We start from the raw sequence: 12786 nt of genomic DNA, 5'->3' as shown, positions 1-12786 counted from the left end.
AACCGTATTTTCCTTGAGCGTGTCTGGTTTAACCCCAAAGCCCACAACCTGGCGGCTTAAAAAAAGAGTACCTAGACCAATTAAGGTCTAGATACTCTCATAAATTATGTTCAACTTCACTTGACGAAGAGCCTGAAAAGTTAGGTGTGTCTGTGCTAGCAGCCTTAACTGTGTTGCCACCCAATGCTGAAACACTAAACAATGTTGCTGCGGCAATGCCAGCAGCAATAAATGATTTCTTTGTACTAGTAGTCATATTGAACTCCCCCTATATAGGTTGTCTAAAATTTTGATATTTGATCGAGCTACTCAACCCACGTATTTTACTCAATCGCTTATCTGTAGCCTATTATATGGGATTTCCAGGGGGAGTCAAAGGTTTGTGATTCAGCGTTCAAGGGTCATAAAACTCGTAATTTCAAATATAATTTTCCCGAAGTGAGCGCATAACAAATCAGCTTGCCCACCTTTTCCCGTAACATTCATGTCTTATTCGGCCAAAACCCTTGTGTATCTTGGCTTTACCTATTTTTAGTCTGAAGCGGCCAACTAAATTATGAAGATTCTGTGAACTAAGTATTTTATTTGGTTAATTTGATTATTTTCGTACAAAAATATTTACCAAGATTCTTTTAAATCCCCATCAAATGGCGGTTTGTACACCCTTCCAGCTAACAAAAAAACCACACCCAACGGCGTGGTTAGTGGCATCAGCGGTGGACATCAAACTGTCCGCTTTGATAAACCCAGTATAGATGAGTAAGTTTTAATTTATTTTGACCATATTTTTTATAGCCACCGATTTCCGTAACTTTTAATCCCGCATTACCCGTGACCTGACCACGGTAGCGATAAACCTCCGCCGCACTCGTGGCGTCAGGGTTCTTCTTGAAGTAGTTCTGCACCACCAACAAGTCGTGATACTGCTGCGTCGACAGGGCGTGCTCCGTGGCGTCAATGATCTCACCGCTAGAAAAACTGCTGGCTTTAGCTTTTTTCTTCTTGGTGGTGTCGGCCTTGGTCGTCTTTTTCGCGCTTGAACTTTTGGCAACCGGTTGCTTGCTGCTGGACTGCGCCTGCTTGACCGGTGCGGCGGCACTGAGGCGCGGCATGACGACGCGGTCGTAAACGACCAGCGCGACCAGCGCCAGGACCATGACGATCATCACTCGCCGCGTGCCGCTGATCAGCTTATCCAGCCAGCGGCGGTGCAGCCGAGAATCCGGCAGCTTTGCGAAGTGGACGTACCGGAAGTAGTACACCACGATCAGTAGCAGAATAAGTGCCACCACACTCAGTTCACGATAAAGCGGCACTTGAAAAAAGTGGATAATAGCCCCCATGCCAATCCTCCATCTACCCTAACGGTATTTCCTATCAGTATAGCAGTTCGCCCATTCAATTAAAATAATGATTGAATACGTGTCACCGCTCAGTTGTCGTGCTGCTGGCCGATGCGGTCGCGGCTGTAAACGACGGCGACAATGCCGGACTCCCAGCTGATTGTCACTGGCGTTTCGCCGACAAACTCGTTCGACGCCCAGGAGAACGGCGTCATGCTGGACCAGTCCTTGAGTGGATACTTGGCGCCTTGGATGGTCAGCTTGGCCACTGCAGTCAGCGGTACGATGCCCAGGTACCGATACGCCGGCTGGGCTTTCAGGGTATGGGTGCCGCTGAGGAAAAACTGCACCCAGTTTTGCCCATCCAGCATCTCGATCTGCTCGGTCCACTGCTGAAAACGCAGCTGCGTCGGCAGAAAGAGATTGGACAGGAAGTGATCGATGCGTCCGCCGCTGGCCCCAATCAGCCTCACGCGGTCCGCGCCGGCCTCAAATGCCAGGCGCACCGCCATCTCGGTGTCGGTTTCATCTTTTTCGGGCTTTGCCGTGTGCAGCTGTTTGACCGCCTGCTTGACCTGGGCGAACTCCGCCGCTGTCAGCGAGTCAAAGTCCCCGACCGCAAACTGCGGCGTGATGCCGGCCTGAAGCAGGTGCAGCGTGCCGCGGTCCACGCCGACCCAGGTGCCAGCGAGCTGCTGCCAGTGCTCCGGCAGCAGGCCGACCGGTCCGCCGACCATCAAGTTGAACTGGGTCATTGCGCGGCCACCCGGAGTTTGTTGATCTGCTGAGCCGGTGAGTCGCCTTCCGCGTAGACGTAAGAGCCTGCAACGCAGATGTCGGCCCCGGCTTTGGCGACGCTGGCGATAGTCTGATCAGAAATCCCGCCGTCGACTTCAATAGCGAAGTGCCAGTCGCGCGCGGCCCGCATTTTGGCCAGCCGGGCGACCTTGTCCGCCATGGCTGGCAGGAAGGCCTGACCGCCGAAGCCCGGGTTGACCGTCATGATCAGCACCTGATCCACGATGGGCAGCACTTCCTCGATCGCGGCCAGACTCGTGCCTGGGTTCAAGACGACTCCGGCCTTGACGCCGTGGTCTTTGATCAGCTGCATCGCCCGGTAGATGTGCGGCGTGGCCTCGACGTGGATCAGCATGGTGTCGGCGCCGGCCTTGGCAAACGCCGGGATCCACTGCTCCGGGTCATCGACCATCATGTGCACGTCCAGCGGCAGCGACGTGACCGGCCGAATGGCGGCGACCATCCCCGGCCCAAAGGTCAGATTCGGCACAAAATGCCCGTCCATCACGTCAACGTGGATCATATCCGCGCCGCCTTCCTGAACGGTGCGAATGTCGCGCGCCATGTTGGCAAAGTCTGCACTCAAAATTGAAGGGGCAATTTTCATCGCCAATACTTCCTTTCTAGTTCTTCTGATAAGTCGGCCGCTTGCCTTGAAGCTCAGCCCGAAACTGCATGTAATCGTCGTAGCGGCTTTGCATGATCGTCCCCGCTTCAACGGCGGCCTTCACCGCACAGCCCGGCTCCTTGTCGTGCTGGCAGGAGCGGAACTTGCACTGATCCGCCACCTGGACGAACTCCGGGAAGCGATCGCGCAGGTCGTCCAGGGTGACATCGAGCAGCCCGAGTGACGAGAATCCTGGCGTGTCGGCGACCAGGCCGCCTTCTGCGAGGAACAGCTCGGTGGTGCGGGTCGTGTGCTTGCCGCGATTGAGCGCCTTGGAGATTTCCCCGGTCGCCAGCGTCAGCCCCGGCACCAGGTGGTTGATCAGCGTCGACTTGCCCGCCCCGGTTTGGCCGGTGAAAATGGTGAGCTTGTCCTTGAACGACGCCCGCACTTTTTCCAGCGTGGCTGGTGAAAATGGCGGCACACTGGCGAAGGTCGCGTAGCCAATCTGCTCGTAACTCGAAAGCGCGTCTTGGATCTCGGCCAGCCGCGCGGCGGGCACCAGGTCGGTTTTGGTCAGGTAAATTTCGGCATGGATCTGCTTGCCTTCCAGGTAAACCAGAAAGCGGTCGAGCAGATTCAGCGAGAAGTCGGGCTCGGCTGCGGCGACGACCAGAATCGCCTGGTCAATGTTGGCCACCGGCGGGCGCACCAGCGCGTTCATTCGGGGCTTAAGCCGCAGCAAATACCCTTCGTCGTCAGTGCCGACGCCAGGGGCGAACTCAGCAAAGTCCCCGACCAGCGGGGAAATTTTTTGGTTGCGCAGATTGCCCCGCCCGCGCGTACGATACACGGTCCCGTCAACGGCGATGTCGTAAAAGCCGCTGACTTGCCGGATGATGCGACCCGTTTTTTCGTTAGTCGCCACTGATATTATCCTCCGATTGCACGACGCTGCCGTTGTTTTCAATGCGGTAGGCGCCAGTTTGACCATTTTTCAGCGTGAAGTTCAGCGTGATGGTCTGGTTGGCCGTGATGGTCATCGTCTTATAGACACTGCTCAGGCTGTGGGTGCTGTCCTGCAGGTAAATGGTGATCTGATTGGCCGCATTGCCGCTGGCCCCACTGGCAGACGAGCTGCTGGCGGCCGGCATGTATTCAAGCTGAACTGTCCGGGTCGCCGACTGGGTCTCAGCGCTTGAGGAACTGGAAGCGCTGGCCGGGTCTTGGCCCTTCGAGAAGGTCACACTGATTGAATCCCCGCGCTGTAAGTCGCTGCCTGCCTGCGGATCCTGACTGATCAGCTGTCCGGAAGCCACACTGTCGTTGTAGGCGGTGTTGATCTTAAGGGTCATCCCATGCGCGGTGGCCCAGGCGCTCACTTGCCCCTCGCTTTGCCCGGAAAAATCAGGCATGGCGACGGTCGCGGACCCGCTTGAAACCGTCAACGTGATGGTCTTGCCGTCCGGGACGACACTGATGCCGGGATCCAGGCTCTGCGCCATGATCTCCCCGGCAGGAATCTCATTGCTGGCGCGGCGTTTGCGCTTGACCGTAAAGCCAGCCTTTTCCAGCCGCTTTTTAATGGTCGAATACTGGTCGCCGACGTAATCGCCGAGCTTGTACTTCTTGTCTCCGGAACTGACGATGATGTCGACCGTGCTGCCAGACTTCACACTGCTGCCGGCGTTCGGGTCCGATTTAATGACCTTATCCTTTGCGACCTTGCTGGAAGCCTGCTTGCTTTCTTGGCCCAGCACCAGGTCGGCCGCCTCCAAGGCACTTTCGGCCTGGGTGCGGCTCATCCCGGTCAACTCAGGAACGGTGGCCTCCTTACTGCCGCCGGTCAGCGACAGGACGACAAACAAGATGATGGCGGCCACGATGACGCCGGCCAGCACAAACGGCCAGTATTTCTTCCAACCGTGCTTGGCGGTTTTCTTCGGGCGCTGCTTAGGTTCGTCCGCCGACTTGGCCGCAGCCTGCGACGATGGCGTCGTGGTGGCCGCCTGGACTGGCTGGGCGGATGAACTTGAGCCGACCATCGGCATGACCTTGGTTTCATCAAGGTCCGTCGCGTCCGGGACAAACTTCTCCTCGTGCGCGCGAGCTGATGACAGCGAGGTCTTCAGGTCTGCCGCCATGGCGTCCGCAGACGTGTAACGGTTGGCCGGGTCCTTGGCCGTGGCCTTTAAGACCACGTTCTCCAAGGCCTGCGGGATCCGCGGATCGAACTCGCGCACGCTTGGCATGTCCTCTTGGAAGTGCTTGAGCGCAATGGACACCGCGGAGTCGCCTTCAAACGGCACCGTCCCGGTGAGCATCTCAAATAAAATGATCCCCAGCGCGTAGATGTCGCTTTGCCGCGTCGGCATGCTGCCGCGGGCCTGCTCCGGACTCAGGTAATGCACCGAGCCCAGCAGCGAGTTGGTTTGCGTCATCGAATTGTCGGACAGCGCGACGGCGATCCCAAAGTCGGTGATTTTCGCGTTGCCGTCCTGGTCGATCATGATGTTTTGCGGCTTCAGGTCGCGGTGAATGATGTTGTGATCATGCGCCACCTGAATGCCGGCCAGGATCTGTTCCATGATGTCGATCACCCGCTGGTACGGGATGGGAAAATGCTCGACGATGTACTTTTTCAGGTCGGAGCCGCGGACGTATTCCATGACCAGGTACTGCTGGTCATTGCTTTCCCCCACGTCGTAGATTGACACGATGTTCGGGTGGACCAGCTCAGTCGTCGCCATGGCCTCGCGCTGAAAGCGGCGCTTGGTGTCGGGATCATTTTGCAGATCAAGGCGCAACACTTTGACCGCGACGTCGCGGTCCAAGATCAGGTCATGCGCCAAATAGACGTTGGCCATACCCCCTTCGCCAAGGGTTTTGAGCAGCTTATAGCGCTCGTTCAAAATATAACCAGGTTCGATCATCGCTGCTCCCTCCAATCCTGGTGAATGATCAGCGCCGAGATATTATCCGGCCCGCCGGCCTCGTTGGCCATATCGATCAGCCGCTGGGCTTTGGCGCCCAAGGGCTGCTTGGAGCCGATGACCTTCGCGATTTCATCGTCTTCGACCTGCTTGGTCAAGCCGTCGGAGCACAGCAGCAGATAGTCATCATACTCCATGTCATAAATCGTGACATCGGCGTCGACGTCCTCGGACACACCGAGGCTGCGCGTGATGACGTTGCGCTGCGGGAACTTCTCCGCTTCCTCGCGCGTCAGCTCGCCGCGGCGCACCAGCTCGTTGACCAGCGAGTGGTCCTCGGTGATCTGAATGAGGTGATCGTTGCGATACAAATACGCCCGTGAGTCGCCAATGTTGGCGACCACGAAGCGCGAGCCGGAGATAATCACGGCGACCAGCGTCGTGCCCATCCCCGTGAGGTCAGCATAGTGCTGCGCCTTTTCCAGGATCATCGAATTCTCCTGCTGCAGCTCAAAAATCAGCCACCGCACGATTTTCTCAACGTCGGTGTTCTGCGTCGCTTCAAAGGCGTGGCCGAGGTGCGACACGGCCATTTCCGAGGCGACATCCCCGCCTTGGTGGCCGCCCATGCCGTCGGCGACGATCGCCAGCGTCACGCCTGACGTATTGGCGAACAGGCCAACGTAGTCCTGATTATTTGGCCGTTTACGGCCGATGTCTGTCCGATAGGTGTATTCCATTCGTTCGTCCTACTTTCGCACGAAGCTGGCGATGAAAAAGCCGTCCGTGCCGTAATCGTCGGGAAAAAGCTGCAGGGCCGGCGCATTGTGCGCCCGGTCAAGCGGCCGGTCGACTGGGACCGGCACCTGCACAAACTCGGGGTGGGCAGCTAGGAAGCTGGCCACCACGCCCTGGTTTTCCTCTGTTACCATGGTACACGTACTGTAGGTCAGGCGTCCATTCACTTTTAGTAAAGGTGCGACCGCGTTCAGGATCGCCAGCTGGATCTTCGGCAGGTTCACCAGGTCTTGCGGCTGCTTGGTGTAGCGGATCTCCGGCTTGCGGCGCAGCAGGCCCAGGCCCGAGCACGGCGCATCAACCAGGATCCGGTCAAAACTCTCGGGGTCAAACTGGTCGCTGGCTTCGCGGGCGTCCATTTGCGCGGCGTGCACGCGGTCTTCCAGCCCCAGGCGCTTGGCGTTGTCCTCGATCAGACGCACCTTGTGCGGGTGCAGGTCGAGCGCGACGACTTCCCCGCCTTGTGTGGGATCCAGGTACTGCGCGATGTGAGTGGTTTTGCCGCCCGGCGCCGCGCAGGCGTCCAGCACCCGGCTGCTTGGCTGCACGGCGAGGCTCGGCGCAACCAGCATCGAGCTTTCGTCCTGGATGGTGTAGCGCCCCTCTTCAAACGCGCGCGTGCCGGCGAGGTGGCCGCCGTCTGCGACTAGGCCCACCGGCGTCAGCGCGCTTTCGCGAATGCTGGGGAACTCGGGTTCAAGTTCGGCGGTCACTTCTGCCGGGGTGGCTTTGGTGGTGTTGACCCGCAGCGAGGCGCCGGCCGGTTCGTTGATGGTTTTGAGGATCGACTCGGCTTTCTCAACGCCCAGCTGGTCGCTGAGTTTTGCCACGAGCCATTCCGGGACACTGTACGTGATCGACAGCCGCTTAGTTGCCGGCCGAATTTTCGTCAAGTCGGGCACCTCGCTGCGCTGCAAGTTGCGCAGAATTGCCGTCACGTACTGGCCGATGCCCAGGTTGCCCATTTTCTTGGCGATCTTGGTCGACTCGTTGAAAATCGCCCGGGCCGGAATGCGGTCCAGGTACACCAGCTGGTACACGGCAGTTTGCAGCAGCACGTGCACCCACGGGTCAAGCTTGCGATCGCGCACAAAGGGCTTGAGGTAGTAATCCAGCGTGATGCCATGCTGAATGACCCCGTAAACGATGTTGGTCGTGAGCGCCGCATCGCGCTCGCTGAGGTCACTTTTCTTCAGCTGGGCGTCCAGCGCCAAGTTGGCGTAGCTGCCCTTGGTGGTGACGCGGGTCAGGATGTTAACGGCGACGGTGCGCGGATCAGTTTTCGGCAATGATTTGGTCTCCTTCTTGAATGCTGCGACCAGCTCCGTTCAAAAACGCGGCGATGGGCTGCTGGCCCTTGCCTGCCGGCTGAAGCGTGTTGATGGCAAACGTGGTGCCAGCGCCCGCGGCGACGACCAGGCGCTTTTTGCTGCGCTCAACCACGGTGCCGGGCTTGGCCTCAGTGGTCCCGTCAAGGGGCGTGATGGCCCAGAGCTTGACGCGCTCGCCCAGCAGAGTCACCCAGCCGCCGATTTCCGGCCGCAGTCCGCGGACCCAGTTGTCGAGCTTCTCCGCCGGCAGCGTGATGTCCAGGTGCTCCTGGTCCTTGCTGATGGTCGGCGAGAACGTGACCAGCTTTTCGTCCTGCGGCGTTGGGGCTTCGCCGGCGATGATGTCCGGGAGCTTTTTCATCAAGAGGTCGCGGCCCACCAGGCTGAGCTTGTCAAACACGGTGCCCGTGTCGTCGGCGCGCGTCAGCGGAATGGCGGCCTGCGCCCACATGCCGCCGGCGTCCATTTTCTTGACCATCTGAATCAGCGTGACGCCGGTTTCTTGGTCGCCGTTAATGATGCTGTACTGGATCGGGGCGCCACCGCGGTACTTCGGCAGCAGCGACCCGTGCACGTTGACGGCCGTGATTTTGGCCGCGTTCAGGAACTTGGTCGGCAAGAACTGGCCGTACGCCGCGGTGATGATCAAATCTGGCGCCAATTCGATGGCCTCGGCCAGCTCGGGACTGCCGCTAAGTTTTTCCGGCTGCAGCACCTTCACGCCCAGCTTCAGCGCCGCCTGCTTCACCGGCGACTGGGTCAGCTTCTGCCTGCGCCCCACCGGCCGGTCCGGCTGCGTGACCACCGCCAGCACGTCATACTCCTTGGCGACGGCTTCTAAGATTGGCACCGCGAACTGCGGCGTGCCCATAAAAATTACACTAGTCATATGCTCTCCTTAAATGAATGTCAGAGGTTCCTTGTCGATGCCGACAAAATACCCGTTGCGCGTTCCGACCTGGGTGTCATCCAGAATCTTCGTCAACGTCTGGTCGAGCCGCGGCTCCCTTTTGTACTTGATCACCAGCTGATAAATGTAACGATTCTTGAGCCGGGCGATTGGACCCGGGGTTGGCCCCAGCAGCATCGCAGAAGGTGATAAACTGTCGGTCAGCTGCTTGGCCAGCTGGTAAATCAGCTTGGCTGCCGCTTCCTCTTGCTGATGGCTGACGGTCACCTTCGTGGTGAAGTAGTACGGCGGGTAGTCGCCGCGGTGGCGAATCGCCATCTCCTGGCGGAAGAAGCCTTCGTAGTTTTGCGCCTGCGCGTACTGAATCGCGTAATGATCCGGGTTGAAGGTCTGAATGAAGACCTCGCCGGGTTTTTCGGCCCGACCGGCGCGGCCTGACACCTGCGTCAACAGGTCAAAGGTGCGCTCGCTGGCGCGAAAATCAGGCATCCCCAGCCCGGTGTCGGCATTGATCACCCCGACCAGGGTGACGTCGGGGAAGTCCAGCCCCTTGGCGATCATCTGGGTGCCGAGCAGAATGTCTGCCTCGTGCGCCCCAAACGCCGCCAGGATTTTCTCGTGGCCGCCCTTGCGCCGCGTGGTGTCAACGTCCATGCGCAGCACGCGCGCGTTTGGCAGCAGCTGGTGGAGGCTGGCTTCAACCTTTTCGGTGCCGGTGCCGTAGTAGCGAATCTTGCGCGACCCGCAGCTCGGGCAGACGGTCGGAATGGCTTCCTCGTGGCCGCAGTAGTGGCAGCGCAGCGTGTGGGTGTCCATGTGCAGCGTCAGGCTGATGTCGCAGTTCGGACACTGCACCCGGTAGCCGCACTCGCGGCACATCACAAAGCTGGAAAAGCCGCGCTTGTTCAGCAGCAGCACGCTTTGCTCGTGGCGGTCCAGCCGCAGCTGCAAGGCGTCCAGCAAGACTTTGGAAAAATCGTCCTTGCCGCCTTGCTTGTAGGCCTCGCGCATATCCACAATGTGGACCTGCGGCAGCGGCTGGCGGTTGATGCGCGACGGCAGGCGCAGCAGCGTGTACACCCCTTTTTCCGCCCGGGCGCGCGACTCCAAGCTCGGGGTCGCGGATCCCAGAATCACCGGGGCCCCGAAAGTCTGGGCGCGGTGCAGCACCACATCGCGGGCGTGATAGCGCGGCGCGTCGTCCTGCTTGTAGGAAGTTTCGTGCTCCTCGTCGATGATGAACACGCCGATGTTGGTCAGTGGCGCGAAGGCCGCCGAGCGCGCGCCGACGACCACTTGCGCCTCGCCGCGCTGAATGCGGCGCCACTCGTCAAACTTTTCGCCCTCAGACAGGCCCGAGTGCATGACGGCAACTTCGCGGCCAAAGCGGCCCTTGACGCGGTGCACCATCTGCGGCGTCAGCGCGATTTCAGGCACCAGCATCATGGCGTTGCGCCCTTCCTTGAGCGCTTCGGCGATCACCTGCAGGTACACCTCAGTTTTGCCTGAGCCGGTGACCCCTTCAAGCAGAAAAGTCTTGGGGGCCTTTTGCCGCACTGCAGTATCAACGGCGCCGACCACCTTGCTTTGGTCGGCAGTCAGCGTCAGCGGCTGCGTGCGCTCGCCGTGGTCCAAGTCGTCGTAAGGCGCACGGTACACCTCGCGGGTATCCAGACGCAGCCAGCCCTTTTTGGCGGCTGCGTGCACCGCGGTCCGGTCGACCTCACCGCGCTTGACAGCTTCAGCGAGCACCGGCTGACTGCCGGCATTGACCCACGTCCTCAGCGCGGTGATCAGCTGCAGCTGCTTGGTCGCGTTGGCCCGCACCCCTTCACGCAGGGTGGCATATTCGGCGGCGGTTTTCAGTGGCACCACGACCTGCTCTGTTTTGACCTTGGCGCGATCCTTGCGGGCATACTGCAGCGTCAACGCGTCTTGGTCGATCAGCCGCATCACCTGGGCCGACACTTCGGCAGGCGTGTGGCTGTCCAGCACCAAGTGGTCCTGATCGCCCAAAAGCGCCTTGGCCTCGGCTGTGGGCTGGCTGCCCAAGGTGACACTTTTGATGGTGTCGACTTTCAGCATCGCCGGCAGCATCGTTTGAATACAGGTGATCCAAAAGGCATAAGTCGTTTGGGCCAGCCAGTGGGACAGCGCCAGGGTCTCTTCGTTCATGACCGGCGCGTAATCAAGCGCGGCGATGATGGGCTTCAGTTCACCTTCAAAGTCCGCATGATCGGCCAGTGCCACCACCATGCCGGAAACTTCACGCTTGCCTTGGCCGAACTGAACCCAAACGCGCATCCCCGGCTGGATTCGCGCTTCAAGCGCCTGCGGAATGGCATAATCAAACGGCCGATCCGTTTGCATGGTCGGCACGTCGACAATCACTTTTGCAACGGTCATGCCCGCACCTCCTGAATCCGGCGCAAGATCTGCTGCGCCAGTTCAAGCTTCGGGCCCTGGGCCAACTCAATCGGCGCCTGGCCCGGCTGAAGCAGCGTGACGACATTATCGTCGCGGTTGAAGCCTAGGCCGTTGCCGACGCGGTTGGCGATCAGCATGTCCGCCCGCTTGCGCGCCAGCTTGGCCTGGGCATTTTTCAGCAAGTCATTCGTTTCGGCCGCAAAGCCGGCGACGAACTGGTGCGTTTTGCTGGCCCCCAGCGCCGCCAGAATATCGGGATTTTGCACCAGATCCAGCGTCAGGCCTTGCTCGCCAGTTTTCTTCAGCTTGCTTGAGGCGACCTCACGCGGCCGATAATCCGCCACTGCCGCCGCCATCAGCACAATATCCGTCTGGGCAAAGCGGGCCTGAACTTCGGCATTCATCTGCTCGGCGGTGTCAACTTTTTCCACCTCGACTGCCGGCAGCGTCACCTGGTGTGCAGTCGTGATCAACGTCACCTTTGCGCCAGCCGCAGCCGCCGCGTTCGCCAGGGCCGTGCCCATTTTTCCTGAGGAATCATTGGTCAGGTACCGTACCGGGTCCAGGCGCTCGCGCGTGCCGCCGGCGGTGACCAGCACCTTGACCCCGCGCAAGTATTGGTCGCTGGTGGCAAGTGCCGCAAACATTGTGATCACCGCTTCATCGGGCATGCGGCCTTGGCCGGTGTAACCCTCGGCCAAAAAGCCGGTCGCAGGCGGCAGGACCTGAACGCCCATGTCCTGCAAGTGCGCCACGTTGGCCTGGGTTTGGGGATTGGCCCACATTTGGTCATTCATGGCCGGGACCACGAGCTTCAGCCCGGAAAAGGCCAGCAAAGTGGTCGTCACGACGTTATCCGCCATGCCCGCAGCCATTTTGGCCAGCGTGTTGGCCGTCGCCGGCACCACCAGCGCCAGATCCATCCAGCGCGCAAGCTCGACGTGGGCCACGTGTTCGGGCGCCGCAAACTCGGCGTCATCGGTCAACACAGCATGCTTGCTGACGGTTGCCAGGCTTTGCACGGTCACGAAGTTTGTCGCTGCGGGCGTCACCGCCACGCGCACCTCAAAGCCCGCCTTGATCAGAAGGCGTACCAGGTTAGGCGTTTTGTATGCGGCGATTCCGCCAGTGATGAACACACCGATTTTCTTTGCCATGAGTCAGCCTCCGTTTCGTCCTTCATTATAGCAAACATTACCCGCCAAGAAGTTTTGGCCCTGAGCGACCTGATTTTGACGGCTTTGAATGCAGAAATAAAAACCACCCGTCGAACGGGTGGTTTTCTCTGGGGCTATAAGCCCCTGTTGCTGGCTGCGTCTCAAGGCGCTGGCCTCACTTCGTTCGAGGCCTACTGCGATTGCCACTTTAACCGCCTCTGGAAGAGGCTCATCTACTTCATGGCTACTTCTTCACTGGTGCGTGATTGCTTCTGAACGGATCCTCATACTCACGCACACTCAACTTATCGAGCGCAATATCACTCTTCTCTTGGTCTCGAATATACTTGGCTACGGTCTCAGCGTTAAGCCCCACCGTGCTCACATAGTAACCCTCCGCCCAAAAGTGGCGATTGCCAAACTTGTACTTGAGATTCGCATGTTTATCAAACATCATGAGTGCACTTTTACCTTTGAGATAA

General features: G+C 59.3%; 12 protein-coding genes. All 12 read right to left on the bottom strand.

The window, feature by feature from the left end; genetic code table 11:
- Positions 1–97: 97 nt before the first annotated feature.
- Positions 98–256 carry a hypothetical protein gene (locus tag JUE30_RS10445; RefSeq protein WP_203624799.1) on the bottom strand — a complete coding sequence of 53 codons (159 nt, stop codon included), beginning with the start codon at positions 254–256 and terminating at the stop codon, positions 98–100.
- Positions 257–710: 454 nt separating this feature from the next.
- Positions 711–1343, bottom strand: a complete 633-nt coding sequence (locus JUE30_RS10440; RefSeq protein ID WP_203624798.1) for a hypothetical protein — start codon at positions 1341–1343, stop codon at positions 711–713.
- Positions 1344–1432: 89 nt separating this feature from the next.
- Entirely contained in the window at positions 1433–2098 is a 666-nt protein-coding gene (locus JUE30_RS10435) for a thiamine diphosphokinase (protein WP_203624797.1), read from the bottom strand.
- A complete protein-coding gene (gene rpe, locus JUE30_RS10430) occupies positions 2095–2748 on the bottom strand; it encodes a ribulose-phosphate 3-epimerase (protein ID WP_203624796.1) in 654 nt (217 codons plus the stop codon). The genes JUE30_RS10435 and rpe overlap by 4 nt, the downstream gene beginning before the upstream one ends.
- Before the next feature lie 16 nt (positions 2749–2764).
- Positions 2765–3676: a ribosome small subunit-dependent GTPase A gene (rsgA, locus tag JUE30_RS10425; RefSeq protein ID WP_239061409.1), complete on the bottom strand. Its 912-nt coding sequence runs from the start codon at positions 3674–3676 to the stop codon at positions 2765–2767.
- Positions 3666–5681: a Stk1 family PASTA domain-containing Ser/Thr kinase gene (pknB, locus tag JUE30_RS10420; protein WP_203624794.1), complete on the bottom strand. Its 2016-nt coding sequence runs from the start codon at positions 5679–5681 to the stop codon at positions 3666–3668. The genes rsgA and pknB overlap by 11 nt, the downstream gene beginning before the upstream one ends.
- The gene (locus JUE30_RS10415; RefSeq protein WP_203624793.1) at positions 5678–6421 is read right to left on the bottom strand and encodes a Stp1/IreP family PP2C-type Ser/Thr phosphatase; all 744 of its coding nucleotides are present in this window, start codon (positions 6419–6421) and stop codon (positions 5678–5680) included. Before JUE30_RS10415 ends, pknB begins: the two co-directional genes overlap by 4 nt.
- Positions 6422–6430: 9 nt before the next feature.
- A complete protein-coding gene (rsmB, locus tag JUE30_RS10410; protein ID WP_203624792.1) occupies positions 6431–7768 on the bottom strand; it encodes a 16S rRNA (cytosine(967)-C(5))-methyltransferase RsmB in 1338 nt (445 codons plus the stop codon).
- Positions 7755–8699, bottom strand: a complete 945-nt coding sequence (gene fmt / locus JUE30_RS10405) for a methionyl-tRNA formyltransferase (protein WP_203624791.1) — start codon at positions 8697–8699, stop codon at positions 7755–7757. The genes rsmB and fmt overlap by 14 nt, the downstream gene beginning before the upstream one ends.
- Positions 8700–8708: 9 nt before the next feature.
- Positions 8709–11126 (bottom strand): primosomal protein N', encoded by a 2418-nt coding sequence (gene priA, locus JUE30_RS10400; protein ID WP_203624790.1) that lies wholly within the window; start codon positions 11124–11126, stop codon positions 8709–8711.
- Positions 11123–12304, bottom strand: a complete 1182-nt coding sequence (coaBC, locus tag JUE30_RS10395) for a bifunctional phosphopantothenoylcysteine decarboxylase/phosphopantothenate--cysteine ligase CoaBC (protein WP_203624789.1) — start codon at positions 12302–12304, stop codon at positions 11123–11125. The genes priA and coaBC overlap by 4 nt, the downstream gene beginning before the upstream one ends.
- 244 nt (positions 12305–12548) lie before the next feature.
- Positions 12549–12786, bottom strand: a 238-nt coding sequence (locus tag JUE30_RS10390) for a transposase (RefSeq protein WP_203624788.1), incomplete at its 5' end; no start/stop codon positions are given.

This window comes from Lacticaseibacillus sp. 866-1 (assembly GCF_016861825.1).
Taxonomy (GTDB): domain Bacteria; phylum Bacillota; class Bacilli; order Lactobacillales; family Lactobacillaceae; genus Lacticaseibacillus.
Note: the sequence above shows the minus strand (reverse complement) of the source record. Positions and strands in the feature narration are given on the sequence as shown.